This window comes from Bradyrhizobium sp. AZCC 2176, assembly GCF_036924645.1.
GTDB lineage: Bacteria > Pseudomonadota > Alphaproteobacteria > Rhizobiales > Xanthobacteraceae > Bradyrhizobium.
In genome coordinates this window covers 590,367-616,193 of record NZ_JAZHRX010000001.1, presented here as the reverse complement: position 1 = coordinate 616,193, position 25,827 = coordinate 590,367, and the positions used below count along the sequence as shown (strand labels likewise).

General features: G+C 62.9%; 23 protein-coding genes and 2 pseudogenes. 12 read left to right on the top strand and 13 right to left on the bottom strand.

Annotation, left to right across the window (positions count from 1 at the left end):
• Positions 1–130: 130 nt before the first annotated feature.
• Positions 131–1,307, bottom strand: a pseudogene (locus V1288_RS02705) (multidrug effflux MFS transporter).
• Here V1288_RS02705 and V1288_RS02700 point away from each other — a divergent pair.
• Positions 1,222–1,419, top strand: a complete 198-nt coding sequence (locus V1288_RS02700) for a hypothetical protein (protein ID WP_334361473.1) — start codon at positions 1,222–1,224, stop codon at positions 1,417–1,419. The pseudogene V1288_RS02705 and the gene V1288_RS02700 overlap by 86 nt on opposite strands.
• A gap of 146 nt (positions 1,420–1,565) precedes the next feature.
• Here the strand turns inward: V1288_RS02700 and V1288_RS02695 are convergent, their stop codons facing one another.
• Positions 1,566–2,159 (bottom strand): IclR family transcriptional regulator domain-containing protein, encoded by a 594-nt coding sequence (locus V1288_RS02695; protein ID WP_334361176.1) that lies wholly within the window; start codon positions 2,157–2,159, stop codon positions 1,566–1,568.
• 6 nt (positions 2,160–2,165) lie between these two features.
• A pseudogene (locus V1288_RS02690) lies at positions 2,166–2,321 on the bottom strand (helix-turn-helix domain-containing protein); the annotation flags it as partial.
• 238 nt (positions 2,322–2,559) lie between these two features.
• Here V1288_RS02690 and V1288_RS02685 point away from each other — a divergent pair.
• The 4 genes from V1288_RS02685 to hemC all read left to right on the top strand — a co-directional run bounded on the left by V1288_RS02685 (position 2,560) and on the right by hemC (position 7,775).
• Entirely contained in the window at positions 2,560–3,570 is a 1,011-nt protein-coding gene (locus V1288_RS02685) for a tripartite tricarboxylate transporter substrate binding protein (RefSeq protein ID WP_334355607.1), read from the top strand.
• A gap of 96 nt (positions 3,571–3,666) precedes the next feature.
• Positions 3,667–4,449 carry an enoyl-CoA hydratase/isomerase family protein gene (locus V1288_RS02680; RefSeq protein ID WP_334355606.1) on the top strand — a complete coding sequence of 261 codons (783 nt, stop codon included), beginning with the start codon at positions 3,667–3,669 and terminating at the stop codon, positions 4,447–4,449.
• A 10-nt stretch (positions 4,450–4,459) separates the two neighbouring features.
• Positions 4,460–6,565, top strand: coding sequence for an acetate--CoA ligase family protein (locus V1288_RS02675; RefSeq protein ID WP_334355605.1), 2,106 nt, complete (start codon positions 4,460–4,462; stop codon positions 6,563–6,565).
• Positions 6,566–6,782: 217 nt separating this feature from the next.
• Positions 6,783–7,775 carry a hydroxymethylbilane synthase gene (gene hemC / locus V1288_RS02670; RefSeq protein WP_334361175.1) on the top strand — a complete coding sequence of 331 codons (993 nt, stop codon included), beginning with the start codon at positions 6,783–6,785 and terminating at the stop codon, positions 7,773–7,775.
• Here hemC and V1288_RS02665 read toward each other — a convergent pair.
• Entirely contained in the window at positions 7,760–8,236 is a 477-nt protein-coding gene (locus V1288_RS02665; protein ID WP_334355604.1) for a Crp/Fnr family transcriptional regulator, read from the bottom strand. The genes hemC and V1288_RS02665 overlap by 16 nt on opposite strands.
• 75 nt (positions 8,237–8,311) lie before the next feature.
• Complete coding sequence (locus V1288_RS02660) at positions 8,312–8,536, bottom strand: hypothetical protein (RefSeq protein WP_334355603.1); 225 nt, start codon at positions 8,534–8,536, stop codon at positions 8,312–8,314.
• Positions 8,537–9,205: 669 nt separating this feature from the next.
• Here V1288_RS02660 and V1288_RS02655 point away from each other — a divergent pair.
• Positions 9,206–9,748, top strand: coding sequence for a DUF2380 domain-containing protein (locus tag V1288_RS02655; RefSeq protein WP_334355602.1), 543 nt, complete (start codon positions 9,206–9,208; stop codon positions 9,746–9,748).
• A gap of 253 nt (positions 9,749–10,001) precedes the next feature.
• Here V1288_RS02655 and V1288_RS02650 read toward each other — a convergent pair whose 3' ends face one another.
• Genes V1288_RS02650 through V1288_RS02640 form a run of 3 tightly spaced genes read right to left on the bottom strand, consistent with a single transcriptional unit; the run spans position 10,002 to position 12,340 of the window.
• The gene (locus V1288_RS02650) at positions 10,002–10,802 is read right to left on the bottom strand and encodes an SDR family NAD(P)-dependent oxidoreductase (protein ID WP_334355601.1); all 801 of its coding nucleotides are present in this window, start codon (positions 10,800–10,802) and stop codon (positions 10,002–10,004) included.
• Position 10,803: 1 nt separating this feature from the next.
• Entirely contained in the window at positions 10,804–11,358 is a 555-nt protein-coding gene (locus tag V1288_RS02645) for a carboxymuconolactone decarboxylase family protein (RefSeq protein ID WP_334355600.1), read from the bottom strand.
• Positions 11,359–11,398: 40 nt separating this feature from the next.
• A complete protein-coding gene (locus tag V1288_RS02640) occupies positions 11,399–12,340 on the bottom strand; it encodes a hypothetical protein (protein WP_334355599.1) in 942 nt (313 codons plus the stop codon).
• Between the two features lie 194 nt (positions 12,341–12,534).
• Between V1288_RS02640 and V1288_RS02635 the strand changes: the two genes are divergently transcribed.
• The 3 genes from V1288_RS02635 to V1288_RS02625 all read left to right on the top strand — a co-directional run bounded on the left by V1288_RS02635 (position 12,535) and on the right by V1288_RS02625 (position 18,371).
• A complete protein-coding gene (locus tag V1288_RS02635) occupies positions 12,535–16,008 on the top strand; it encodes an indolepyruvate ferredoxin oxidoreductase family protein (protein WP_334355598.1) in 3,474 nt (1,157 codons plus the stop codon).
• Positions 16,009–16,154: 146 nt separating this feature from the next.
• A complete protein-coding gene (locus V1288_RS02630; RefSeq protein WP_442893905.1) occupies positions 16,155–16,598 on the top strand; it encodes a hypothetical protein in 444 nt (147 codons plus the stop codon).
• Between the two features lie 183 nt (positions 16,599–16,781).
• The gene (locus V1288_RS02625) at positions 16,782–18,371 is read left to right on the top strand and encodes an alkaline phosphatase D family protein (RefSeq protein ID WP_334355597.1); all 1,590 of its coding nucleotides are present in this window, start codon (positions 16,782–16,784) and stop codon (positions 18,369–18,371) included.
• Positions 18,372–18,381: 10 nt separating this feature from the next.
• On the opposite strand, the gene V1288_RS02620 is transcribed toward V1288_RS02625, so the two are convergent.
• Positions 18,382–18,549 carry a hypothetical protein gene (locus V1288_RS02620; protein ID WP_334355596.1) on the bottom strand — a complete coding sequence of 56 codons (168 nt, stop codon included), beginning with the start codon at positions 18,547–18,549 and terminating at the stop codon, positions 18,382–18,384.
• Positions 18,550–18,803: 254 nt separating this feature from the next.
• Between V1288_RS02620 and V1288_RS02615 the strand changes: the two genes are divergently transcribed.
• Positions 18,804–19,976: an acetyl-CoA C-acyltransferase gene (locus V1288_RS02615; protein ID WP_334355595.1), complete on the top strand. Its 1,173-nt coding sequence runs from the start codon at positions 18,804–18,806 to the stop codon at positions 19,974–19,976.
• 131 nt (positions 19,977–20,107) lie between these two features.
• Here the strand turns inward: V1288_RS02615 and V1288_RS02610 are convergent, their stop codons facing one another.
• Positions 20,108–20,335, bottom strand: coding sequence for a hypothetical protein (locus V1288_RS02610; RefSeq protein ID WP_334355594.1), 228 nt, complete (start codon positions 20,333–20,335; stop codon positions 20,108–20,110).
• Positions 20,336–20,600: 265 nt separating this feature from the next.
• Here V1288_RS02610 and V1288_RS02605 point away from each other — a divergent pair, with 265 nt between their 5' ends.
• Together V1288_RS02605 and V1288_RS02600 are read left to right on the top strand one after the other, a co-directional pair.
• On the top strand, positions 20,601–21,881 hold the full coding sequence (locus V1288_RS02605) for an amidohydrolase/deacetylase family metallohydrolase (protein WP_334355593.1): 1,281 nt from the start codon (positions 20,601–20,603) through the stop codon (positions 21,879–21,881).
• Between the two features lie 78 nt (positions 21,882–21,959).
• Positions 21,960–23,105 carry an FAD-dependent oxidoreductase gene (locus tag V1288_RS02600; protein WP_334355592.1) on the top strand — a complete coding sequence of 382 codons (1,146 nt, stop codon included), beginning with the start codon at positions 21,960–21,962 and terminating at the stop codon, positions 23,103–23,105.
• 159 nt (positions 23,106–23,264) lie between these two features.
• Here V1288_RS02600 and V1288_RS02595 read toward each other — a convergent pair whose 3' ends face one another.
• From V1288_RS02595 to V1288_RS02585, 3 genes are read right to left on the bottom strand one after another with little or no spacing between them, the layout of a single operon-like run.
• On the bottom strand, positions 23,265–23,489 hold the full coding sequence (locus V1288_RS02595) for a hypothetical protein (RefSeq protein ID WP_334355591.1): 225 nt from the start codon (positions 23,487–23,489) through the stop codon (positions 23,265–23,267).
• A gap of 26 nt (positions 23,490–23,515) precedes the next feature.
• Positions 23,516–24,127, bottom strand: coding sequence for a DMT family transporter (locus V1288_RS02590; RefSeq protein ID WP_334355590.1), 612 nt, complete (start codon positions 24,125–24,127; stop codon positions 23,516–23,518).
• Between the two features lie 7 nt (positions 24,128–24,134).
• Positions 24,135–25,820, bottom strand: coding sequence for an FAD-dependent oxidoreductase (locus tag V1288_RS02585; protein WP_334355589.1), 1,686 nt, complete (start codon positions 25,818–25,820; stop codon positions 24,135–24,137).
• Positions 25,821–25,827 lie beyond the last annotated feature (7 nt).

The window sequence follows — 25,827 nt, the reverse complement described above, 5'->3', positions numbered from 1 at the left end:
AAGGCGATGTGAGCGGAGGAATTGTAGTCAGCTTCGCAAAACGACGCCAGCGCCGGGTGGACATTCAGCCATGCGGCCGGGTCGGGGCGCAAATTGCGTCGCTACCTCCACCCAAACGCAGATGGGGCGATCACACCTTAATGCCATGCGGCTGGAACAGCCGGCCTTTCTCCACCACCAGCACCACGGCAAGCGCGGCCAGCGTGCAGAGCAGGAAGCCGGTCGCGAACGGCACCAGCGTGCCGTCGTAATCCTGGCCGATGGTGGCGCCGATGCCGATGGCGAGCAGCGTGGTGATCGAGCCGTACAGCGAGGCAGCGGTGCCGGCGATATGGCCCTGCGGCTCCATGGCGAGTGCGGTGAAATTGGCGATCATCAACCCGAACGCAAACATCATCGATACCGAGAGCACCATGAACAGCGGCAAAGGCAGCATCTGCATTTTCGCCGCCACAAGCATGGTTGCGGCGATGACCACGAAGCCGATCAGCGCGCCGTGGGAAAGCACGCGCATGCCGAGGCGGCCGACGAGGCGGGAATTGACGAACCCGGCGATCGCGGTTCCGACGGCCACGCCGGCAAACGCAACGGGAAAATAGTGCCCGAGCCGGTAGATGCCGGTGAATACCTGCTGCGAGATGAATACGAAGGCGAACAGCGAACCCAATACGCCGCCGGCCGCCAGCGGCATAACCCAGGGTCTGGCGATTGGTCACGGTCTGCCGGAACGCATCGAACACCGCGCGAACCGCGAGCGACCTGCGTTTGGCGACAGGCAGCGTCTCCGGCATGCGCAGCGCGCTCCAGATCAGCGCCACCACGCCATACAGCATCAGCACGATGAAGATGCCGCGCCATTGCGTCAGCAGCAGCACGGCCTGGCCGAATGCCGGGGCGAGGACGGGCACGGCAATGAACACCATCATCGCCAGCGACATCACGCTCGCCATGCGCCGGCCGGCGTAGCAGTCGCGGACGATCGAGGTCGCAATCACGCGGGTGGCCGAAGTGCAGAGGCCCTGCAGCGCGCGCGCCAGCAGCAGCGTCTCGAAGGAGGGGGCTGCGATCGCAAGCAGGCTGGCGATACAATAGACGGCCATGCCGCCGAGCAGGACCGGACGCCGCCCGAAGCGATCGGACAGCGGGCCCATCACGAACTGGCCGACGCCGAAGCCGACCAGGAAGATCGACAGCACCATCTGCGGCCGGTTGACTGAGGTGATGTCGAAGGCGGATGCGATGTTCGGCAGCGCCGGCAGCATCATGTCCATCGCGAGCGGATTGAGCGCCATGATGGACGCGATCACGATGACGAATTCGGGGAAGCCCATCGGGCGGTGGCCTGAAGCGGCCAAGGCATCGGCACTGGTATCGGTCAACGAAAAAATCCCTTTTCAGGCGGCACCTTATGGATTTTGATGCGTTGCACAAATAACGTTTTCGACATGGCAGACCATCGGCCAGCGCTTGAACGCAGTTGATTGGACAGGTGGTGTTGCCCGTCCGCTGGCGAGGCGACCTGATGATCGGGATTTATCGGTGATGGCAGGCGCACGTGAGCAGGCTCACTTGCCGGCGAGTGCGTCATTGCACCTGTTTGCGAACGCCAGGAGATAGGCCCCCATCTCGGCGGACAGCCCTGAGGTTGGCTGCACATTCTGCGTGCTCATATTGAGCGCGTACACCGGCAGACCCTTGACGATGATTGGTGTCGCAACAGCCAGGACGCCGCGCTGCCACGAGGCGGCGCAATAACCATCGCGCTTGACGGATCGGATCGATCTTTGCACCTCGGCGAGCAACTTCTGCGTGGCGCCGGCACCGCGCCGCTTGAAGGTTGCAAATAGTTTGGCTCGTTCTTGTTCGGTTATGCCCGCCAGATAGGCGCGCCCGAGCGAGGTCGATTCCATCGGCACCTGTTGCCCTGCAACGACATTGCGTAGAGCAACGCGCGGGTTGAAGCGGACCGATTCCAGATAGACCATCATTGAGCGGTCCGCCGTGGCCAATCCGACATTCATCTTCCGCCGCATGGATTCAGCGCGCATCATCGGGCCCAAGGCGTTGAGGATTGGCGAACTCATGCGCATCGCGTGCCCGAAGCTGATCACCGCTGCGGCCAGCCTGTAGGCGCGTTCGCTGCGAACATCGTCCAGCATGCCGGTCTGGACAAGTGTGCGAGTGAGCCGGCTGACCGTCGCTCGCGGAATCCCGGTTCGCTCTGCGATCTCTCCATTTCCGAGAACATCGATTCCCTGCCGGAAAGCCCGCAAGATCTCGATGCCCCTCTGCAATGAACGATTGCCGCCAGCAGAGCTCATCCGCGCTTCCTCCTCGGCTCGTCCAAGGGATAAGCGGGAAATCCGGTGGGACGCAAGCGGCCACCGCATTTGGACCCACTCAGCCGCGTCGCGGACGCTAAACCGCCCGGCGCTAATTCCACTAGATGGAAATGGGCCGAGGGAATGCGAATTTGCGTGTGCTACCCGGACAGCAGGAAGCCACCGTGACAGGAGGCGTTTTCAAAAACGGTCGAACGACAGCCAAAGGGAGGTACGCATGCAGAAGAGCAATGTCACCCGTCCTTCAGGACCCGCAGCGCGCCGGGCCCTGCAGATCAGTCTTGCCGCTTTATCGCTGGTAGCGGCATTGGCCGCCACCCCGGTTCGAGCCGAATACCCCGACAAGATCATCAAGATCGTGGTTCCCTTTGCATCGGGCGGTGGCACCGACATCATCGCGCGAACGCTGGCTCAGGAAATCTCGTCGGATCTGGGCAAGTCGGTCATCATCGAAAACAAGCCGGGAGCCGGCACCATCATAGGAACGCAGACTGTCGCCACCAGCGAGCCTGATGGCTACACGCTGCTGCTGGCAAGCTTCGCCCATGCGGTCAATCCGAGCTTGAACAGCAAGCTGCCGTTTGATCCGCACAAGGATTTCGCGGCGGTCTCGCTGATCGCGCGATCCATCAACATCGTCGTCGTAAATCCGGCATCGAAGATCAAATCGATCCCCGACCTGATCGCGGAAGCCAAGGCCAAACCCGAGAAGCTCAACTACGGCACGTTCGGGACGGGAACTTCGGCCCATCTGGCGGGAGAACTGTTCAAATCCGTGGCGAACGTGAACATGACGACGGTGGCTTACAGGGGCGCTGCGCCAGCGATCACCGATCTGCTGGGCGGCCAGATCGATGTCATTTTTACCACGGTAGCAAGCGCAGCCTCGCTTATCGGAGCTGGGCAACTCCGGGCATTGGCTGTCACGTCGGCCGAGCGTTCGCCCGCATTCCCTGATTTGCCGACCGTCGCCGAGGGTGGGGTGCCAGGCTACGCCGCAGAGAGTTGGTACGGATTGTACGCGCCAGCCAAGACGCCTGGGCCGATCATCGAGCGCCTGAACAAGGCGGTCGCAAAGGCCGTTCAGTCCGCCGCTTTCAACCGGCTCGAGAGCAACGAAGGCCTGATCATGGTCGGCAGTTCTCCCGAAGCGCTCGATCGCTATGTTCAGGACGAGGAAGCCCGATGGCGCCGGCTGATCAAGGACGCGAATATCAAGGCGGAATAGCGCTCCGCAACATTGCGCCAACGTCGTTACGCTTTGACGAAGTCACGCCGTGCCGCGGGCCGCAACAGATTTCCTTCACCGGTTTGAGAGGTACCGATGACGAGCCTGGTCGAGTTGTCAGTTGAAGATTCAGTTGCGATCGTGAGGTTGAACAGGCCGGACGTGCGCAACGCCATCAATGACGAGATGCGCGCCCAGTTCGTCGCCGCGCTCGATCGAGCGGGTAACGACGAGGCTGTGCGGGCAGTGGTTCTGACCGGAACTGGCAAGTCGTTCTGCTCAGGCGGCGACATTTCCGGCATGCGCGATCGGTTGCAGGCGCCGTCGGGAACGGTGGCGTTCAACGGCTGGCGCAGGCAGCAGCAGACTCACAGGAGCGTTGCGGCGCTTCATGGCATGGGAAAGGTGACGGTCGCTGCCGTGAACGGCGCCGCGGCGGGTCTGGGATGCGATATCGCGCTCGCGTGCGATTTCATCGTGGCCTCGGAAGATGCCGTGTTCAGCATGAGTTTTGTTCGTCGCGGACTGGTTTCCGATGGCGGAGGAATGTACTTCTTGCCGCGTCGGATAGGTTTGTCGCGCGCGAAAGAGATGATGTTCACCGGCCGTCCGGTGGGTTCAACAGAAGCTCTCGCGATCGGACTGGCGGATCGTGTGCGTCCGGCGGCGACGCTGGTGCATGACGCCGCAGCATGGGCGCGCGATCTCAGCCGGGGTTCTATCGCGGCGATCGCTCTCACCAAGAGCATCATGGACCGCACATTTGAGACTGCGGAAGAGCAGGTCTTTGCGCTCGGCCGGGAAGCCCAGGCCATCTGTTACACGACCTCCGAACACCGGGAATCCGTCGCGGCGTTCCTCGACAAGTCCACGCGCTAGGAGGACCGATATGGATGCGCTGGAACGTTTGATCCGACCGAAGAGCGTGGCAATTATCGGCGCTTCGGCCGATGCGGGAAAATTGACCGGCCGTCCGCTCGCCTTTCTGGAAAAATATGGCTACGGGCATGAAGTCTTCCCGGTCAATCCGCGCTACCAATCGATCGGACGTTACCCGTGCTTTCCGGATATCCGGTCGCTGCCGCATGCCCCGGACGTCGCCATCGTCCTGGTCGGCTCCAGCCGTGTTCAGGACGCGATCAAGGATCTGGGAGCCATCGGAACGGGCGCAGCGATCGTTCTCGCCGGCGGATTTGGCGAGAGCGGCGCGGAAGGAATGCTGCGACAGCAGCGACTGCGAAGCGCTGCCGGCACTATGCGGCTGCTCGGGCCGAATACGATCGGCCTCGTCAATGTCACCGACGGCATCGCCCTCTCCGCGAGCGCGGCCCTCCAGATCAACCAACTGGTGCCCGGCTCCATCGCGCTCGTTTCCCAAAGCGGCGGAATCCTCGGATCGCTACTGTCGCGCGCCGAGGCGCAGGGGATCGGGTTTTCCAAACTGGTCGCGACGGGCAACGAGTCAGACATCGACGTATCCGATCTGATCAACTACCTGGTCGATGATCCCGCCACGAAGGTGATTGCGCTCTATCTGGAGGGCCTTCGCAAGCCGGTGCAGTTTCGGCAGGCGGCACTGCGGGCAGCGGAAGCCGGCAAGCCAATTGTCGCTTTCAAAGTCGGGCGATCGGAGTCTGGTATCCAGTCAGCAAGTTCGCATACCGGGGCGTTGGCGGGATCGGATGTCGTCTACGATGCATTGTTCAGGCAACTCGGCATCGTCAGAGCACTACACTTCTCCGATCTGCTCGATATCCCGCTCGCGCTGAGTTCTGGGCGCCGGTTGAAAGGCCGCCGCGTCGCCGTGGTAACATCAACTGGCGGCGCGGCGAGCTTGGTCGCTGATGCGGCCGGCTTGGCGGGATTCGAAACCCCGGCGCCAGACCCGGTGACGGCTGGCCGCCTGAAGGCGCTGAATATTCCCGATGCCGTGCTGGATCGAAATCCGATCGACGTTACGCTCGCGGGCGTGAAATCCGAGTACTTTCGAGATGTGCTCGACAGCGTGCTCGAAAGTCCATCCTACGATGCAGTTGCCGTCATTTTGGGATCGTCTTCGATCACGGAACCGGAGACCGTCGGCGCGCCGTTGCGGGATTGCTTCGCCCGGACCGACAAGCCCGTTGTGGTATTTGCCAGCCCCCACGCGCCGCACGCGGTCAGGCATCTCAATCTCGCAGGCATACCAACCTTTGCCGCGCCTGAGGCCTGCGCTGCGGCATTTTCCGCAATGTGGCGCATTCACCGAAAGACCTCTCCGCAAACCGGCGATCCGGCCATGCCTGTGGCCGTCGGGGCTGACGTCCGGCGCATGCTGCGTTCCGGTCCTCTCAATGAGTATGAGAGCAAGGCGCTATTTGCGAAATTCGGCGTTCCGGTCACCCGTGAGATCTGTGCCGCCACGCCCGAGGAAGCGGCGTCTGCAGCGGCAAGCTTCCAGGGCAATGTCGTCATCAAGGCTCTTTCACGCGACGTGCTTCATAAATCCGATGTCGGCGGAGTTGCCGTCAACATCTCTTCCAGCGATGTCGCGGCCACTTGCACGCGGATGGCGGAAACATTCTCGTTGGCGACGAATCGTAAGCCGGAAGGATTTCTGGTCCAGGAACTGGTGAGCGGTGCGATCGAACTGATCCTGGGCCTCAAACATGACAGTCAGCTTGGACCTTCGATCCTGTTGGGCATGGGCGGGATCGCCGCTGAACTTTACAAAGACACCGTCGTGAGGCTGGCGCCGCTTTCGCGGAAGGATGCGGAGGAAATGATCGGCGAGTTGAAGTCCGCCCCGCTGCTGGACGGCTTTCGTGGCCGCCCCGTTGCGGATGTCGAGGCCCTGATCGACGCCATGCTTGCATTTTCGAGCATGGTATCCTCGATCGGGACAAGCCTGCTGGAGGCGGAAATCAATCCCTTGTTTGTCTTGCCGCGGGGCGGCGGGGTGAAGGCGGCGGACGGCGTCGCGGTGGTGGCGGACAAAGCCGATATCGGTGGTTAAAAATCTGGCGAAACGGATTGTTGCGGTGCACAATGGCACCCCCAATATGAACCGCTTGTTTGCCGGCCGGGTAGAAAGACGGAGCGTGTTCAGGCAAGCCGCAGTTGTCCCGCCGTGAGCCAAAGGCGTTGTTCTGATGGGCGGCTTGCTCTATCCCGTAACGCACGAAGCAACAGCCTGATCGCGTTCGAACGGAGACCTCGTGTCGGGACAGACCTTGAAGATCGGTACGCGCAAGAGCGCGATGGCGCTGGCGCAGACGGAAGCGATCGCGCGGCTGTTGCGCACGGCCGATTCCGCGCTCGACGTCGAGATCGTCAAGTTCGAAACCCGCGGCGACCAGGACCAGACCAGCAAGTTATTGCGCCATGGCGGCAAGGGCGGCGCCTTCGTCGCCGAAATTCGCGAAGCCATGCGCGCAGGCGAACTACAGGCGGCGATGCATTCGCTGAAGGATGTGCCCGGCAACGAGGAAACCCCTGGCCTGATCATCGCCGCGACGCTGCCGCGCGACGCCGCCAACGATGCGCTGGTGCTGCGTCCCGGCCTTTCGCTCGATGAATTTCGCGCATCGAAAGGCAAGGGTCTCAAGATCGGCACCAATGCGGTGCGCCGTACGGCCTATTTGCGCCGGCTGTTTCCGGAGGCCACCGTGATCCATTTCCGCGGCGCGGCCGATACCCGCGTGGCCAAACTCGATCGCGGCGACAAGCAGCGGCTGCCCGATGGCGGCGAGGTCGGTCCGGCGGATGCGCTCGTCATGGCGCGGTCGGGACTCGAGCGGATCGGAATGACCTCGCGGATCGCTTATGACTTTTCGGTTCGCGAGATGCTGCCGGCGGTGGGGCAGGGCATCGTCGCGGTGGAATGCGTCGAGAAGGATTGGGTCACGCGCGGGCGGCTGGCGAAGGTCGAGGACGCCGCTTCGCGCCTGTGCGCCGAGGCCGAGCGCGAGGTGCTGTGGGTGCTGAACGGCCATTGCAACTCGCCGATCGCCGGCCACGCCACGCTGGCGGGCAACGCGATGACACTGACGGCCGCCGTGCTGGACGAAACCGGCGACCGCTTCATCGAGGTGTCGCGGCAGGGCGCTGCGGACCGGCCGCGCGAGCTCGGCCGCGCCGTCGGCCTCGATTTGCTCGACAAGGGCGCCGCCGAAATCATCGCGCGCACACGGCCGGACGAGCATGAGGGTTATCTATTCGCCTGAACGGTCAATTCCGCAATGCGGCTGTCGGCGCGGCGAAGCCGCCGGCAAAGTTCGCGGTTGATATTCTGCATCACGATCACATAGGCGTGGATGTCGGCCTTGTAGTACGTGTAGAGGTTTCGGGCCGTGAGCTCGTACAGCACCGTTGCGCTTTCCGCGACGACGGTGGCCGATCGGTTCTGCATTTCGATGAGCGTCATTTCGCCGAAGAAATCGCCGGGCTCGAGACCCGACATCCGGATTGCGTGCCCGAAATCACCGAGCTTGCTCACCACGAGCTGGCCCGAGTGAACTATGAACATCGAGCGTCCCGGTTCTCCTTCCGCGACGATCGTGGCGCCGGCGTCGAAGCGGCGCTCGACCAGCATTGAGGCCAGGAGATCGAGGCTTGCGTCCGAGAGGCCGCCGAAGAAAGGCGTGGCGAGCAAAAATGCTTTCAGATCGGGCGAGCTGACAGCCATCGATCCAATATACCCTCGCTCGCGGCAGCGGCAAGTTCGGAACCTGCTTTCGCGTCCGGGCCACGGAACCGCGAATCACGCTGCCAGATCCTGCAACAGAAGCGATGAGCCGCGAATCAGCACCTTGCGTCCTTGCGCGGTGATGAACGGTGTGCCGCCGTTCATGGCGGCGAGTCCGAGCGCGATCAGCCCGTCGATCGTGTAGCGGCTCATGCGGGGCAGCTTTGATGCTGGCGTCCGCAAGGCCTTCAACGTTTCCCATTGGGACGGCGTCAGGTCGTAATCGAATTCTTCGTTCATGGTGCCTCGGCATTCTTGCAGTGCGTGCCACAATTCTTGTGGCGCCTCATAGCGAGCGCACATGAAATTCGTGCGACCGCAACGAGACGGGATTTCGACAAGCGACGATGCGCTGTCACATCATCGTGTCACTGGAATCGATTGAATGTGTCGAATCACACAGATGGCCGGACAAAAACGCTGGCGCAAAGTTGCGTGAGTACGGCGCGTCAAAAAAGACCGCCCAATCGCCGCAACCCTTACGAGAAAGTTACTAATCAAAGGTAAACGGTTGGCCTGTATGGAGCACGGTTTCTTTGCGTTGGCGGAACGCCCGACAATGTTTCGCACTAAAGCTGAGCGTTGCAGCAAACTGCGTCTTTTAGTCGATCACCTCGTCCGCGCGGGCGAGCCGCGCCGCGGGAAGATCGAGGCCGAGCATTTTAGCGGTCTTGAGGTTGACGACCAGCTCGTATTTGGTCGGCGCTTGCAATGCGAACAGCCTTGAATGACTAACTTGTAAGCTGACTTTCCGCTGGCGACCTCTAATGTTCTGGTCAAATCCGCTTTGGACAATGGCGCGACTTGGTCTGAACGGCGGTGCCGGATAGCGGTAGGGAATGCAGCAATTGATGCTTGGAAAGGGTTTTAGTCGGACCGCAATTCAGCCACGGAGATCGAGCCATCGCCATGCGCCGCGCCTCCCTGTTGCACGCTCTTGTCACAGCCGGCCTGTTCACCGGTTTGTTCCTCGGATCCAGCCTCATCTCAGATGCATCCGCCGCGACCGCCGGCCACGCCTTGGCCGTCTCCGTCGACGATTTCAATTACATCGACACGTCGAACGAGCCCACCGATCAGACGGCCGCGCATGAAAAGCGATTGCGGGCTTTCGTGACCGCGCTGCGGGACGACGTCACGGCGGACCGGCGCTTTGAGCTCCTGCCCTCCTCCTGCGCATCAAACTGTCCGACCGACGGACCGGCGTTGCGCGATCGGCTGCGCGCGGCGTCACAGGCCGGCACGCAGATCCTGATCATCGGCATCGTTCACAAGCTAAGCACGCTGGTGCAGGTGGTGCGGATTGCGGCCGTCGATACGACAGCCCAGCGCGTCGTGTTCAGAAAGTACTTCCAGTTCCGCGGTGACAATGACGAGGCATGGCAGCGGGCGGAGCGCTTTGTATCGGAGGAGGTCCGCGACCGGCTGCTTGAAAGTAGATCGAAGCAATAGGCCGCGCGCGTCTGCAATGGGTCCAAAACGCGACTCGCGCTCTACGTCGGCTTCCTGGGCAGGACCGGACGCTGGAGGCGAGCGGGGCGGTTGATCGCCCGCGCCGCGACGTTCTGGCGGACTCGTTATTGGCTTCAACCGGCTCGTTTCTGCTCTTAGGGCACACGTGCCCACCATTTGCGAGCTCAGTATTCGATGGTGGGCACGGCGCGAAGTGCGCCTTTGCCCACCCTGTACCAGCGAGTCTACGATTCTATCCGCGTCGTACGCTCGCGCCGCCATCGACCGGCAGTGTCACGCCGGTGATAAAACTCGCTTCTTCGGATGCAAGAAACAGCGCGGCGTTGGCGACGTCCCAGCCGGTGCCCATCTTCTGGCGCAGCGGCACCTTGGCATCGCGCTCGGCCTCGACCTCGGCACGGCTCTTCCTGAATTCGCGCGCGCGGGTGTCGACCGCCATCGGCGTGTTCATCAGGCCGGGCAGGATGACGTTGGCGCGGATGCCGTATTGCGCGTTCTGGTAGGCGAGCTGTTCGGTGAAGGCGATCATCGCTGACTTGGTCGCCTTGTAGGCCACATACGGATAGGTGGTGATCGCGGCCATTGAGGAAATGTTGATGATCGCGCCGCTCTTTTGCTGACGCATGATCGGGATCACGTGCTTGGCGGCCCACACGCAGCTCTTCAGATTGATCGCGACGCAGCGGTCGAACGCTTCCTCCGATATGTCGAGCAGTTCGGCGTCGCCGCCGGACAGGCTGACGCCGACATTGTTGTGCAGGATATCGATGCGGCCCCAGCGTCCTTGCGCATCCGCCACCATCGCCTTGAGGTCGGCATTTTTGGTGACATCGGCCTTGAACGCCGCCGCGGTGCCACCGCTGTCGGCGATCATATCGACCGTCTCCTGGGCAGAGGCCAGATTGTGATCGACGCACAACACTTTTGCGCCCTCGCGCGCAAAAGTCAGCGCGGTGGCGCGGCCGTTGCCGATGCCCTCGCCGGGGCTCTGGCCGGCGCCGACGACGATGGCGACACGATCTTTCAGGCGCATCTCATTCCACTCCCGGGATCGGGTACTGTTGCAGTACCTCTTTGTAATAGGGTTCGTTGTCGATCTTCATGGTCGCCAGCACGCGGACCACGGCGCAATAGAAAGCGATGGTGAGCACAAGGTCGACCATCTGCTCGTCGGAGAGTTCTTTCTTGATCTCGGCAAACGTCGTCTCCGACATCGCAAGCTCCCGCACCATCTCGCGGGCGCCGCGCAAAATCGCTCTTGCCAACGGTTCGAGTTTTGAGGGCTTGTCTTCGGTCTCGGCCATCAGCCCGCCGATGTCGTCGTCGGTGACGCCGAATTCCCTGCCGATCTTTACGTGATGGGTGAACTCGTATTCGGATTTCTCGATCCAGCCGACTTGAAGGATCGCCAGCTCACGCAGGCGCGGATCGAGCTTGCTGTTGAAGCGGATGAATCCGCCGACGCCGTTGAAGGCGCGCGCCATATCGGGCGAGTTCACCAACAGCTTGTGCAAGTTGGTGTTGCGCTTGAGCATGTCGCGGTATTCGGGGGCGACCTGGTCGGCTTCGAGATAGGGCAAGCGGGCCATTTTGTTGTTGTCCTTGTTGGCGATAGCGGATGACGCTGACCTAGCCGTAGAGCGTTTTGTGCTCCTGCTCATAGCTGGCATAGGAGTCTTTGATGCTGGCCATGTTCAACAGCATTGTCGCGACCGGCACGTCTTCAACTCCGAACACGGTCGTGCGTACCCACACGCTTTCGGTGCGGCGGCTACCACTTAGCGCAACGACCTCGCGTTCGGTGGTGTAGCTGTCGCCGACAAACAATGGCCCGCGCAGCAGGCGGATTTCCTGGTCGGCGAACAGCCCGACCGCCGGCCCACGGACCGGCAGCCGGTCCTCGCGGGCGCGGTATTGAAACAGCACGCTCAGCATCTCCATGGGAATGATCGCCCGTCCCCAGGGATTGAGCTCCTGCGAATAATACGCCGAAGGCTCGGTGATCACTTTGAGCTTCTGTTCAAGCGAAAACGGGTAGAGATCGCCCATGTGCTGGTCGAAATCCATCTTCACGGTCTGGCGGGGCGTCGTCATGCCGACCTTGAGGTCGGCGAGAATGACGGGATCGGCGAGCGGCTTCAGTTCGCCAAGCCGCCGGCTTAACGCGGTCTCGGTCACGTCGCCGACCGAAGCGGTGCCGCGCAGGATCTCGGTGCCGTCGCGCTTGGTCATGCCGATCGCGCAGATCGCCTGGCCCGGCTTCGGCTTTTCGATATTGGCCTGGACCTCCTCGCCCTCGAAGGCGGGGTTGCGGTAATGGGCCGACAGGCACCCGGTTTCGAACCAGGCCTGGCCCCAGATCCGTTCGCACAGCGGCGCGAACTGGCTGAAATGGGTCGGGCCCTCGATGGTGCCGCCCTGAAATCCGAGCTTCTGCGCGGTCGCATCGTCGTGGATCGAGGCGTGGGAGTCGTAGACCTGCGCGTGAAGCATCTGCTTCGGGCTGCGCCACGGCCCCACCAGCAGATTGCCGCTTTCCAATATCTCGGTGGTGAACGCCGCTTCTGTCATCCTGGTGTCTCCCTTTGCGCCGCAGCGTTTCAAAGAAGGCGGATTTCGGCAAGAGGCGGCCTGATCCACAAGACAGGCGAGATATGTCCTGCGGCCATGAATTCACGCTGGGCACGCATAGCAAAACCGGTGCATTCTGTTCGCAATTAGACCGGTTCAAATAACCGGCGGAACGTGCGACGGGGAGCGGACGAATGGCGTTGATGGAAGTTGGGCTGGACGACAAGTACCGGCTGGATGCGAAGCGCATATTCCTCTCCGGTACGCAGGCGCTGGTCCGCCTTCCGATGTTGCAGCGCGAACGCGACCGCGCCGCGGGGCTCAACACCGCCGGCTTCATCTCCGGATACCGCGGCTCGCCGCTCGGCATGTACGACCACGCGCTGTGGCGCGCGAAAACCTTCCTCAAGCAGCACGACATCGAGTTCGCGCCCGGTCTCAACGAGGATCTGGCGGCGACCGCCGTGTGGGGCAGCCAGCAAGTCGGCATGTTCCCGGGCGCCAAGGTCGATGGCGTGTTCGGTATCTGGTACGGCAAAGGCCCCGGCGTCGACCGCTCGATGGATGCGCTCAAGCACGCCAACTCGGCCGGCACCTCGCCGAATGGCGGCGTGATTGCGCTCGCCGGCGACGACCATGGCTGCCAGTCCTCAACGCTGGCGCATCAGAGCGAGCAGGTGTTCGCCGCCGCGCTGATGCCGGTGGTCAATCCGGCGACCCTGCAGGACTATCTCGATCTCGGCATCCTGGGCTTTGCGCTGTCGCGCTACTCAAGTTGCTGGGTCGGCTTCAAGGCGATTTCGGAGACCGTTGAAAGCTCGGCCTCGATCGTCAGCGATCCCGATCGCATCAAGATCATTTTGCCCGATGATTTCGAAATGCCGCCGGGCGGGCTTTCCATCCGCTGGCCGGATGCGCCGATGGAGCAGGAGCGGCGGCTGCATGGTCCAAAGATGCAGGCGGTGGCGGCGTTCACGCGCGTCAACCGTTTTGACCGCATCGTGCTGGATTCGAAGCCGGCGCGGCTCGGCATCATGGCGACCGGCAAGGCCTATCTCGATCTCCGGCAGGCGCTGGCTGATCTCGGCATTACCGACGCCGAGGCGCAGGCGCTGGGATTGCGCATCTACAAGGTCGCGCTGACCTGGCCGCTGGAGGAATCCGGCGCAAAAGCGTTTGCCGAAGGTCTGCAGGATGTGCTTGTCGTCGAGGAGAAGCGCGGCTTTATCGAGGATCAGCTTCTGCGCATTCTCTATAATGTCGACGCGTCGAAGCGGCCGTCTGTGGTCGGCAAGCGCGACGAGACCGGCGCGATGCTGCTGCCGAGCGAAGGCGAATTGACGCCGACCATGGTGGCGGCGGCCGTCGTGGCGCGGTTGCGAAAACTCGGGCATCGCAGCCCGGCGCTGGAGCAGCGTCTGGCAAAGCTCGAAGCGTTCGACCGGCCGGCGGAAGGCGTCGGCGCCGCAAAACTGCAGCGGACGCCGTATTTCTGTTCGGGCTGTCCGCACAACACCTCGACCAAGATCCCCGAGGGCAGCCGCGCCATGGCCGGCATCGGCTGTCACGGCATGGCGCTGTCGGTGCCGAACCGCCGCACGCAGACGATCTCGCATATGGGCGCGGAAGGCGTGACCTGGATCGGGCAGGCGCCGTTCACCAGCGAGCCGCACGTGTTCCAGAATTTGGGCGACGGCACCTACACCCATTCCGGCCTGCTGGCGATCCGCGCCGCGGCGGCTGCCGGCGTCAACATCACCTACAAGATCCTCTATAACGACGCGGTGGCGATGACCGGCGGCCAGCCGGCCGAGGGCGGGCTGACGGTGTCGCAGATCGCGCACCAGGTATCAGCCGAAGGCGCCAAGCGCCTCGTTATCGTCTCCGACGATCCGGAGAAATACCCCAGCAATTCCTTCCCGTCAGGCGCAACCGTTCATCACCGCCGCGAACTTGACGCGGTGCAGAGGGAGCTGCGCGAGGTCAAGGGCCTCACGGTCCTGATCTACGACCAGACCTGTGCGGCGGAAAAGCGCCGCCGCCGCAAGCGCGGGCTCTACCCGGATCCGCCGAAGCGCGTCTTCATCAACGAGCGCGTCTGCGAAGGCTGCGGCGATTGCTCTTCTGTCTCCAACTGCGTCTCGGTGCAGCCGCTGGAGACCGAATTCGGCCGCAAGCGGCGGATCGACCAGTCGAACTGCAACAAGGACTTTTCCTGCATCGAGGGCTTTTGCCCGAGTTTTGTTACCGTGCATGGCGGCAGACTGAGGAAGGCCGATCGCACCGCGGCCGATCCGTCCGCGCTGTTCGCCGATCTGCCGCTGCCGGCCACGCCTGCGCTCGATGGCGCCTACAACATCCTCGTCACCGGGATCGGCGGCACCGGCGTCATCACCATCGGCGCGCTGCTCGGCATGGCCGCCCATGTCGAGGGCCTGGCGTGCTCGACGCTCGACTTCACGGGGCTTTCGCAGAAGAACGGCGCGGTCATGAGTCACGTCCGTATCGCGCCGAAGGCGGACGACCTCGCCACCGTCCGCATCGCGCCCGGCGGCGCCAACCTCATTCTGGGCTGCGACATCGTGGTCGCCACCAGCGTCCCGGCATTGAGCCGGGCCGAGCGCGGCGTGACACGGGCAATCGTCAACGCCGACCTGCTGCCGACCGCGAGCTTCGTCATCAATCCCGACATCGATTTCGAGGCCGGGACGATGCGGGAGTCGCTCAATGAAGCCGTCAGCGGCTCCGATCTCGACATTCTGGACGCGACCGGGCTTGCCACCGCGCTGATGGGCGACAGCATCGCCACCAACGCCTTCATGCTCGGTTTCGCATTTCAGCGCGGCGCGATTCCGCTTTCGCTGGAGGCGATCATGAAGGCGATCGACCTCAATGGTGCGGCGATCGAGATGAACAAGCTGGCGTTCTCCTGGGGCCGGCTCGCCGCGCACGACCTGCAGCGCGTCGTCAGCGCGGCGCGCTTCAAGAGTTCGGGCGCGGCGCCGGTAAAGCGCACTCTCGACGAGAGCATCGCGTTCCGCGCCAAATTCCTGACCGAGTATCAGAACGAGGCCTATTCGAAGCGCTACCTGGCGGAAGTCGATCGCGTTCGCGCGGCCGAGGCAAAAGGCTCGCCCGGTTCGCATGACCTCACCGAGGCCTTTGCCAAGGGCCTGTTCAAGTTGATGGCCTACAAGGATGAGTATGAAGTCGCCAGGCTTTACTCGGACGGCGAGTTTACCAGGGCGCTGAAGGAACAGTTCGACGGCGACACTGGCGTCAAGGTCAGCCTAGCGCCGCCGCTGCTGGCGTCGCGCGACAAGGTGACCGGGCACTTGCGCAAGCGCGAGTTCGGCGCGTGGATCTTCCGCGCCTTCGAACTCCTGACCCGGTTCAAGTTCCTGCGCGGAACCGCACTCGATCCGTTCGGCTACACGGCCGAACGGCGGATGGAGCGCGCATTGCCCGACGAGTATTCCGCGATGATCTTCCGCCATCTCGACAAGGCGAAGCCGCATGATTGGCCGCGTCTCGTGGCGCTGGCGAAGTCCGCGGAACTCGTTCGCGGCTACGGCCACGTCAAGGAAGCCAATGTCGCGAAGTTCCGCGGAGAGTGCGCGCGGCTGGAAGCCGCGATCGGCCAGCCGGTGGCGCAGGCAGCCGAGTAGGGGCCGTTAATCCGGCACGTGAACTTTTTCGCGGCCCGGATCATATTCACCGGTAACCCTGCGGGCGGGAACGGCTGGAATTGTCCGGCCCGCTCCCTACATGATGGCGGTTCATACAGTCTTTGGTTGATTTCAGGAGGCCTGTGATGGTCCTGAAAAGCGCTATTGCGGCAGCACTTTGCACGGGCTTGCTGATGTCAGGCAGCGCGACGCTGGCGGACGAGTACCGCGCCGGCGAGCTCTTCGGTCTGGATCCTTCCCGAGCGTTGCTCTCGCCGAAGCGGCTCGGCCCGGAGACGCATTTCGCCCCGGTCCGGGTCGAGGCCAGAAATGATGCCCGGCCGGTGAAGACGGAGCGCGTGGTTGTGCCGAAGGCGGCCGCGCCCAAGACTCAGCCCAAGACTCACGTCGCGCATGCGCGCGTTGAGAAGCCGACTCGCGTGGCGCATGAGCGCGTCGCGAAACCGCGCGGCGCGGCCCGCGCCAAACTGGCGCGCCGCCATACCAATCCGCTCGACGCGCAGGCGCGCGATACGCGCATCCAGACCTGGCCGTGCAAGTCCGGCGGCATCTGCGACTGGCAGCGGTAGTGTTGCTTCGTCGCTCGATGGGTAGAGCGAAGCGAAACCCATCATGCCTCTGTCCGGGGATTGATGGGTATCGCTGCGCTCCACCCATTCCACGATTCCACGTCATCCACCTGTCGTAAAACCTTCGGCCCACATTCAAATTGCTCAGGCACACCTTCGTCGTGATTCGACGAGGGTGCTTCGATGCAGATTGCGATACGCGCGGGACAAATCTTGAACCGGCGTCAATTGCTGGTCCGCTCCGCGGCAACATGCGCCATCGCCGGTCTCGGCAATCTCGCCAGACCTTACCTCAGCCGCGCCGCGGACCGGCCGCTCATCACCAGCGGCATTCAATCGGGCGACGTCTCGGCCGATTCCGCTGTGATCTGGGCCCGCGCCGATCGCCGGGCGCGGATGCAGGTCGAATGTTCGACGGTGGAGAGCTTCAAGACCGTCATTTGCAAGGTAACCGCCGACGCATTGCCGGACAGCGACTTCGTCTCGAAAGTTCTGGTCGATGGCCTGCCGGCAGGGCAGGACATTTTCTATCGCGTGCGCTTCGACGATATCAGCGGGAGCGGCATCGAAGGCGAGACGCAGCTTGGGCATTTCCGGACCGCGCCCGCGGCGCGAAGCTCGGTGTCGTTCGCCTGGTCGGGCGATACGACGGGGCAGGGCTGGGGCATCGACGAAAACCGTGGCGGGATGCGGACTTACCGCACTATGCTCGACAACCGTCCGGACTTCTTCATCCATTCCGGTGACCACATCTATGCGGATTGCCCGGTGGAGCGGGAGTTGAAGCTGCCCGGTGGCGCGGTCTGGCGGAATGTCCTCACCGAGGAAAAATCCGTCGTCGCCCAAACCCTCGCCGAGTTCCGCGGCAACTACAAATACAACTGGCTCGACCAAAACTTTCGCGCCTTCCATGCTGCCGTTCCCTTGTTCGCGCAATGGGACGATCATGAGGTCACCAACGACTGGGCGCCGATCGGAACGGCCGACGAAACCGGCTATGCCGAGGACGGCAGCTCGCTTCTCGTGGCGCGGGCGCGCCGCGCGTTCCATGAATTCATGCCGATGCGCGCCGTGCCCGCGCAGGCGGATGGCCGCATCTATCGGAAGATCGCCTACGGCCCGCTGCTCGACGTCTTCATGGTGGATATGCGCAGCTACCGCGATTCCACCTTCAACAAGCGCGACGACCGCAGCGACACCTGTATCTTTGGTGCAGCGCAACTGGCCTGGCTGAAGCGCGAGCTGGTGGCTTCCGACGCAACCTGGAAAGTAATCGCCGCGGACATGCCGATCGGCCTGGTCAGCGAGGACGCCATCGCGCTCGGCGATGGTCCGCCGGAGCGGCGCGAACACGAGATCGCCGATCTGCTGTCGTTCATGAAGCGCGCCGGCATCCGCAACACGGTGTGGCTGACCGCCGACATGCATTACACGGCGGCACATCATTACGATCCGAACCGCGCGGCGTTCCAGGATTTCGAACCGTTCTGGGAATTCGTCTCCGGTCCGCTGCATGCGGGCACCTGGGCGCCGGCGCCGCTCGACAATACATTCGGGCCGAAAGCGATATTCCAGAAGGGCTGCAGCGCGCAGCAGGGCGAGAATCTCGCCCCGTGTTTCGGCCTGCAGTTTTTCGGCCTCGTCGATATCGACGGCAAGACCGAAGTGATGACCGTGACGCTGAAGGACGTCGACAACCGCGACCTGTGGTCTGTCGATATCGAACCCCGCCTGGATGCGCGGCCCGGTCAGATCATGGCGCAGCACATCTGAGGCGGTTGCCTCAGGGCGCTACCAGCAGATAGCCGCCGACCACCATCAGCGTGGAGAGCGCGAAGACCACGCCGAGCACGGCGGCGATGATCGCGGGCAGTTCATGGGTGTCCAGCCATTGTCGCAGCGCCCTTACCATCGCACCCCTGACCTGATCCTGATTGCCTGTGCCTTGCATAGCGCGCGATCTCAATAGCGGGCAATTTCGCTCAGTGAAACAGCCGGCTCATGCGCCTTTCGTCGTGCATCGGGCGCGCCCGGTCAGAAGCGAGCACGCCAGCCGCGGCCTTGCCGAAGGACCTGCGTTGTGCAAATCCCGGCGCCGAGCCGGTTTCGCGGGGTAATTCTTTTCCGTCCGCCGGAATTCGGGTTTTCGCTACACACGGGCTGGGCGCCAGTCCATACTGGCCGCATCAAAGGGAGGTCTTTCAAATGCGTGAAGCTGTTATCGTTTCCTATGCACGTACCGGGCTGGCAAAGTCCGGCCGCGGCGGGTTCAACATCACCCCGCCGATGTCGATGGCGGCCCACGCCATCAAGCACGCCGTCGAGCGCGCCGGCGTCGACAAGGACTATGTCGAAGACTGCTATCTCGGCAATTGCGCGCATGGCGCGCCGAATATCGGCCGTCAGGCCGCGCTGCTCGCGGGCATGCCGAAGTCGACCGCCGGCGTTTCCGTCAACCGCTTCTGTTCGTCGGGACTGCAGACGATTGCGATGGCCGCCAACTCGATCCGCTCTGACGGCGCCGATTGCATCGTCGCCGGCGGCGTCGAGAGCATCTCGATCCCCGGCGGCGGCTCGCCGAAGGAATCGATCGATCCTGATTTGCTCAAGGCCGCGCCCGATATCTTCATGGCGATGATCGACACCGCCGATATCGTCGCCGAGCGCTACAAGCTCAGCCGCGAATACCAGGACGAGTACTCGCTGGAATCGCAGCGCCGCATGGCGGCAGCTCAGCAGGCCAACAAGTTCAACGACGAAATCGTCCCGATGAAGACCAAGATGAAGGTGGTGGACAAGGCGACGAAAGCGGAGAGCATCGTCGACTACACCGTCGATCGCGACGAGTGCAACCGGCCCGAGACCACCATGGAAGGCCTGACCAAGCTCGAACCCGTCAAGGGTCCCGGCAAATACGTCACCGCCGGCAACGCCAGCCAGCTCTCGGACGGCGCGGCGGCGGTGGTTTTGATGGAAGCCAAGGACGCCGAGAAGCGTGGCCTCAACCCGCTGGGCCGTTTCGTCGCCTGGGCGGCGGCGGGCTGCGAGCCGGACGAGATGGGCATCGGCCCGATCTACGCCGTGCCGAAGCTGTTGAAGCGCCACGGCCTGAAGATCGACGACATCGATCTTTGGGAGCTCAACGAAGCCTTCGCCAGCCAGTGCCTGTATTCGCGCGACAAGCTCGGCATCGATCCCGAGAAGTACAACGTCAATGGCGGCTCGATCGCGATCGGCCATCCGTTCGGCATGACCGGCGCGCGTCTCACCGGCCACATCCTGCAGGAAGGCCGCCGGCGCAAGGCGAAGTGGGGCGTCGTCACGATGTGCATCGGCGGCGGCCAGGGCGGCGCGGGCCTGTTCGAGATCTATAGCTGAGCAGACAAGCTCACATCACCGACACGAACAAAGAGAATGGCTCCGCGAGGAGCCATTTTCCGTTAGGCGTCAACAAACGACGTGAGCCCTGTTCCGATCGGATCAGAACAGGGCTCCAACGCACTGCAAACTCAGTAGCGATGCTTCTTGATGATCACGACCTTGTCGCGATGACCATGCCGCCATCCGCGATGGTAGCCGCGGTCGCGATGTCCGCGGAATTCGGCACGCGCGCCATAGCCGTGGTGATGGCCGTGATAGCCGCCGCGCTTGATCACGACAGTCTCGGCGCTCGCGATCGACGGCGCTGCGATGACGAGCGCGCCAAGCGCGGCGATAATGTATCCAAGCTTCTTCATTTCAATCCTCCTCAATTGAGCGAAGATTGAACATGAGATTGCAGGGAACGTTCCCGCGGAACTTCAAGAGAATTCTGAACGCTTGTTCAGATGCGTGCGTCGCGCGTCGGATCGTCGGTTCGTTCTGGCGCAAGCGGGCTGGTCTGCCCACTCATGGGTCGTCGGCACCACGATTGGCTTTGCGTGGGACAATGCACGCCCTGCTTGCGGAACGCCGGTGCCGGGCGCATCATCGCGCCATAAAAATCACAGGGGGAGCGTTGCCATGAGCGGGGTTTCACGCCGTCATTTTCTGGGTCTGACCGGCTCGGCCGCGGTCGCAGCCATATCGGGCCGCGCCAACGCCGCGATGGGGCCGAACGACAAGTTCGACCTCGTGATCAAGGGTGGCGACGTGCTGGATCCCAGCCAGTCGCTCCGGGGCAAGCGCGACATCGGCATCCGCTGGGGCGTGATCGAGGCGGTTGAGAACGAGATTCCGGCCGCCCGTGCCGCCAAGACCATCGACGCCGCGGGCAAACTGGTGACGCCCGGCCTGATCGATCTGCATTCCCACGTCTACCCTTACGGCTCGGCGATCGGCATTCCCGCCGATGAATTGGTGCAGGCACAGGCCACCACCACGGTGGTTTCGGCGGGTGATGCCGGCGTCAACAATCTCGCCGCGCTGCGCCGCTACATCGTGGCGCAGTCGCGGGCGCGGATTTACGCCTTCGTCCATATCGCCAATAACGGCCTGTCCGGCTTCCCGGTCGCCGAGCTCTACAACATCGACTACGCGCAGGTGGAAGCCTGCGCGATGGCGCTGGCCGAAAATCCGGATTTCCTGCTCGGCGTGAAAGTCAGAATGTCGGAGAACGTCATCGCCAAGCACGGCCTCGAGCCGCTGAAGCGCGCGATCAAGGCCTGCGAGATGTGCGGCTGGCCGGCCAAGATGATGGTGCATATCGGCGGCGTCGAGACCAGAGAACTGATGTCGGAGATTCTCGATCTGCTGCGGCCGGGCGACGTGCTGACCCATTGCTATTCCGGTGCGCCGAACATCGCCGGCGTCTTCACCAACATCGTGCAGGACGGAAAACTGTTGCCGGCGGCGCTGTCCGCCAAGCAGCGCGGCGTGATGTTCGATGTCGGCCATGGCGGCGGCAGTTTTGACTTTACGGTGGCGGAGGTGGCGATCCCCGGCGGCTGCACACCGGACACGATCTCCTCCGACATTCACGTCTTCTCGGGCAATTCGCCGGGCATGCCTTACTTGCCGAACGTCATGAGCAAGTTCATCCCGCTCGGCCTCTCGCTGGAGCAGGTGGTGGCGGCGGCGACCGTGACGCCCGCAAAAATCATCAACCGTGCGCCAAAAATCGGTACGCTGCAGATCGGCGCGCCCGGCGACGTCGCGATCATGGAGCTGGTGGAGGCGCAGACCTCGTTCGTCGACACCCGCAACAACAAGCGCGAGGGCAAGCTGTTGCTGAAACCCGTGCAGACCGTAATCAACGGCGTGCCGTTCGGCCGGCCCTACCAGGCGCCGTTCGCGGCGCGGTAGTGCCTTGGCCAGCAAGGGGAGCGGTTCTGACATGGTGGATTTCTTGCTGGTTATGCGGGCGGGGCGTGGAAGTTAATCGTGAGCGCCAAGAAGGCAATCAAACTCGCGGTGATCGGACGTGGTCTGATCGGGTCGGCGGCTGCGCGACATTTGTCCAAAATGGGCCATGATGTTGCACTGATCGGACCCGATGAGCCGGTAGATTATTTGCGCCACAGTGGCGTCTTTGGAAGCCACTACGATGAGGGACGTATCACGCGGAGGTTCGATCCGAAGCCATTTTGGGTGCAAATGAACTGCGCCGCAATTTCACGCTATGGCGAGATTTCAGCGGAAAGCGGTGTGGAGTTCTATCGGGAAGTTGGGGTGCTGCACGTTGGCTCTGGCGAAAGCCCGAACGTCGCATCTGTTGGCAGAATCACCGCTGAAGCCGGGATCTTTTGTGAAGCATATGATGACGCGGGGCTCGCGGATCGATTTCCGTTTCTGAGATCAACAGCGGGAATGCAGGGGTATTTCGAGCCGCGGGACGCCGGATACATCAGCCCGCGCCGCTTGGTCCGGGCGCAGACGATCGCGGCGGAGCGCGCCGGGGCTCGGATCATCGACGAACCTGCTCTGGGGATTTCGGAAAGCGGCTTTGGTGTGACGATCCGGACGAGATCGGGCAGTGTCGAGGCCGAGCGTGTTCTCGTTGCGGCCGGCGGGCATACCCAATCACTGCTCGGTCGATCATTGGGTTTTACGGTCTATGGGCGTACCGTGGCGCTGTTTCGGCTTGGTGCGGCGGAGGTTCAACGCTTAGCCGGAATGCCGTCGATGCGTTGTCTCGGGCCCAAGGGCGAGAATCCCTATATTCTGCCGCCAATCCCCTATCCGGACGGTCAAACTTGGTTAAAGCTCGGTGGTGATCCGGTCGATCTTCCGCTCGAAAGCGAGGCGGATATCAAGGACTGGTTTCGATCGGGCGGATCGATCCCCGTTGCTGATGGGCTTCAAAAGCAGATCCTTGACCGTATTCGCGACCTCAATTTCGAAGAACGCCGCGTCGTGCCGTGCATGACTACCTTTGGCGACACGGGACTGCCCTGCATCGGACCGCTTTCGGAGCGCGTAGCGGTTGCATTCGGCTGCTACGGCAAGAGCGCGAAATGTTCGGACGAATTGGGTCGGTTAGGTGGCATGGCGCTGCTCGGTGAGGTTAGAGCAGAGCTCGCACCCTGACTGAGTTTTGTGAGCGGTTTTCTGCAAGATATTGCGCGCCCAAGAGTGCTCAGGGCCAAAGACACGCCAAACGCGGACAGCGAACACGTCAGCGACAAGTTCGCCGTGGTGGAAAAGAGCCACGAGTTCACCTTCGTCCCCTGGTCACCTTGACCGCCGCTACGTCCGGCTATCGCCGATGATGTCGGCGATGACGGCGCCCATTACCAGGACGCCGCCGACGAGAACCCGCAGCGTCGGGACCTCGCCAAATCCCACCCAGATCCAGAACGGCATCAGCGGCGTCTCCAGCGTCGAGATCAGGGCGGCCTGGCCTGACGGCAGCAGGCGCGAGCCGAGGAAGAACAGCGTGAGGCCGAGGGCAACCTGAAAGCATCCGAACATTGCCAGAATGAGCAGGTCGAACCCGGTTATCGCACTATTCCGTGGGCAAAGGGAATGCTGACAACGCTGCCCAGCATGTTCGACATCGCCGCCGCGGCGACCATCGATGTATTCTTGTGCCGCCGTACCATGACTGTCATCGCAGCGATCGCCAGCGCCATGAAGCAGGCGAGGGCGATCCCGAGAATGTCGGAACCGGCGCGTGCGTTACCGACGATGATCATGACGCCGCAGAGCGCGACGACGCTCGCCAGCATGGTTCGCAGGTGGGGGATTTCCCGCAGCCATATCCAGGCAAGCGCCGCCGCGAGGAAGGGACCGGTCGCGATGATGATGGCTACATTTGATACATTCGTGAGCTGCAGCGAAGGGATGAAGGCGATCATCGCCAATGTCGAAAACGACGCGACAAGCCAGCCGTCTCTGTCCATCCTGGTCAGATCCCGCAGGCCGGCACGCCCTTGCAGCAGCACCATCAAGACCATGATCAGGCCACCGCCGAACAATCCGCGCCAGAACAGGATGGTCCAGGAGTCGTAGGGCAGCAGCCGCGTGAAGAACGGCGCCGTGCTCCAGGCGATGGCGGCGGCGACGACGAGGGCGATGCCTATGCGATGCTGGGAACGTACCTCCGCCATACGGGAATCAGCCCGGACTGAGATTTAAGCTTCGGCCGAGCAGCTTGCCGACGAGGTGTGCGGGATCGTCTGGGACGGCATCGCCCCGCCAGGCGACGTGCTGATCGGTGCGCGCAAGGATGAGTTTGTGATCGGGATCAGAGGCTGGGACGTCGACGATCTGGAACGGGACGCCATTGGCGTGCATCGCGTCCGTCAGTGGCGCAACCGCTACATCCTGATCGTAGCGCAAAAGCGTGTAGCCCGTTCCGAGCGCATCATAAACCGGCCGTCCGTCGGATAATTTCGCGAACGGAAGCCTGCAGCCCGGCGTCGACGACGGCGTGAAATCCGCCATCGTAAAGCCCGGCTGCTCGGCGCCGTCATAGGCGATGATCGGGGAGCGATCGTAGAAATAGCCGAAGTTGAGGCCGGCGCAGCAATATTGCTGCACGTTTAGATCATAGGCGGCTTGTCCCACCTGCTTGCGGACGGCGTCGCCCTCCGGCCCCGGCTGCTCGATTTCCTCGGGAACGGTGCGGCGCTGGCTCAAAACCTTGCCTGCCATGTCCATGGCAAAGCGCGACACCTGTTCGGTGATGGGAAGGCGCTCGGCCTCATAGGCATCGAGGATGGCGATGTCGGCCCATCCTTCCAGATAGGCCGCAAGCAGCCATGCGAGGTTGGTCGCATCCGCGATCCCGGCATTCATGCCGTAGCCGGCATAGGGCATCCACAAATGCGCGGCGTCCCCGCAGATGAAGGCGCGCCCCTTGCGAAACCGGTCGGCGACAAGACGGCGGCCGACCCAGTCCTCCTTGCTCAGCACCTCATATTCGAAATCGGGGCCGACGCCGAGGATGGCGCGGATCGAGGCGTCGCGATCGACCGACTCGAAGGTCTCGTCTTCGCGGTTGAGGTGGTTATGGATCAGCCATTTCTCCCGGCCGTCGATCGCGACCACCGTGCCGCAGCGCCGCGGATTGAGCGACAGCGTCATCCAGGCGGGCTGATCCATCAGGGCGAGCAGGCCGGGCGCCTGTATATAGGTCGATTGCACCCGCTGGATGATCGGCGTTCCCTGCAGGTTGGCGTCGATGGCCTTGCGAACGAGCGAACGCGCCCCGTCACAGCCCACAATGAAATCGGCATGAATCTCCGAGGTGGTCCCGGCGTCGAGGTTCCGGACGGTCGCGACGACGCCGTCATGGCCTTCGCTGAAATCCTCGAAGGCGATGCGGTTCAGGACGGTAAGCCGGTCGATGGAAGCGGCGTGCGCGAACAGGACCGGTTCCATGTAGATCTGGTTGATGCGGTGCGGCGGCTCGGCTGTCGGCCAGTCGGTGTCGGGTCCGCTCGCTGCGGTATAGCGATCGCGCCGGCAAGGGATCAGGATGCGCGAGAGCTCGATGCCCGTTGCTGTGGTGCGGTAGGAGCAATCGTTGGGATAGTCGGCCGGCAGTCCGGTGTCGCGCAGCTTCTGCGCCAGCCCGAGCCTGCGGAAAATCTCCATCGAACGCGACGAGACATGGTTGCACTTCACGCTCGGCGGTTCCGCGGCGGAGCGCGTCTCCACCACGGTGACGGATATTCCCCGCTGCGCGAGGTCCATTGCGAGCGTCAGTCCGACCGGACCGGCCCCCACCACGAGAACGCGAGTCTTCACCATCTGGCTCGCGGCCTTGTCGCTTGCTGCGCTGGGACGATCATGCATAACTGAT

Bases quoted from the DNA above. Each gene is read 5' to 3' on its own strand.
- V1288_RS02700 (WP_334361473.1), top strand. From the start codon at position 1,222: ATGTCGAAGGCGGATGCGATGTTCGGCAGCGCCGGCAGCATCATGTCC.
- V1288_RS02695 (WP_334361176.1), bottom strand. From the start codon at position 2,159: ATGCTGGACGATGTTCGCAGCGAACGCGCCTACAGGCTGGCCGCAGCG.
- V1288_RS02685 (WP_334355607.1), top strand. From the start codon at position 2,560: ATGCAGAAGAGCAATGTCACCCGTCCTTCAGGACCCGCAGCGCGCCGG.
- V1288_RS02680 (WP_334355606.1), top strand. From the start codon at position 3,667: ATGACGAGCCTGGTCGAGTTGTCAGTTGAAGATTCAGTTGCGATCGTG.
- V1288_RS02675 (WP_334355605.1), top strand. From the start codon at position 4,460: ATGGATGCGCTGGAACGTTTGATCCGACCGAAGAGCGTGGCAATTATC.
- V1288_RS02665 (WP_334355604.1), bottom strand. From the start codon at position 8,236: ATGGCTGTCAGCTCGCCCGATCTGAAAGCATTTTTGCTCGCCACGCCT.
- V1288_RS02660 (WP_334355603.1), bottom strand. From the start codon at position 8,536: ATGAACGAAGAATTCGATTACGACCTGACGCCGTCCCAATGGGAAACG.
- V1288_RS02655 (WP_334355602.1), top strand. From the start codon at position 9,206: ATGCGCCGCGCCTCCCTGTTGCACGCTCTTGTCACAGCCGGCCTGTTC.
- V1288_RS02650 (WP_334355601.1), bottom strand. From the start codon at position 10,802: ATGCGCCTGAAAGATCGTGTCGCCATCGTCGTCGGCGCCGGCCAGAGC.
- V1288_RS02645 (WP_334355600.1), bottom strand. From the start codon at position 11,358: ATGGCCCGCTTGCCCTATCTCGAAGCCGACCAGGTCGCCCCCGAATAC.
- V1288_RS02640 (WP_334355599.1), bottom strand. From the start codon at position 12,340: ATGACAGAAGCGGCGTTCACCACCGAGATATTGGAAAGCGGCAATCTG.
- V1288_RS02635 (WP_334355598.1), top strand. From the start codon at position 12,535: ATGGCGTTGATGGAAGTTGGGCTGGACGACAAGTACCGGCTGGATGCG.
- V1288_RS02630 (WP_442893905.1), top strand. From the start codon at position 16,155: ATGGTCCTGAAAAGCGCTATTGCGGCAGCACTTTGCACGGGCTTGCTG.
- V1288_RS02625 (WP_334355597.1), top strand. From the start codon at position 16,782: ATGCAGATTGCGATACGCGCGGGACAAATCTTGAACCGGCGTCAATTG.
- V1288_RS02620 (WP_334355596.1), bottom strand. From the start codon at position 18,549: ATGCAAGGCACAGGCAATCAGGATCAGGTCAGGGGTGCGATGGTAAGG.
- V1288_RS02615 (WP_334355595.1), top strand. From the start codon at position 18,804: ATGCGTGAAGCTGTTATCGTTTCCTATGCACGTACCGGGCTGGCAAAG.
- V1288_RS02610 (WP_334355594.1), bottom strand. From the start codon at position 20,335: ATGAAGAAGCTTGGATACATTATCGCCGCGCTTGGCGCGCTCGTCATC.
- V1288_RS02605 (WP_334355593.1), top strand. From the start codon at position 20,601: ATGAGCGGGGTTTCACGCCGTCATTTTCTGGGTCTGACCGGCTCGGCC.
- V1288_RS02595 (WP_334355591.1), bottom strand. From the start codon at position 23,489: ATGTTCGGATGCTTTCAGGTTGCCCTCGGCCTCACGCTGTTCTTCCTC.
- V1288_RS02590 (WP_334355590.1), bottom strand. From the start codon at position 24,127: ATGGCGGAGGTACGTTCCCAGCATCGCATAGGCATCGCCCTCGTCGTC.
- V1288_RS02585 (WP_334355589.1), bottom strand. From the start codon at position 25,820: ATGCATGATCGTCCCAGCGCAGCAAGCGACAAGGCCGCGAGCCAGATG.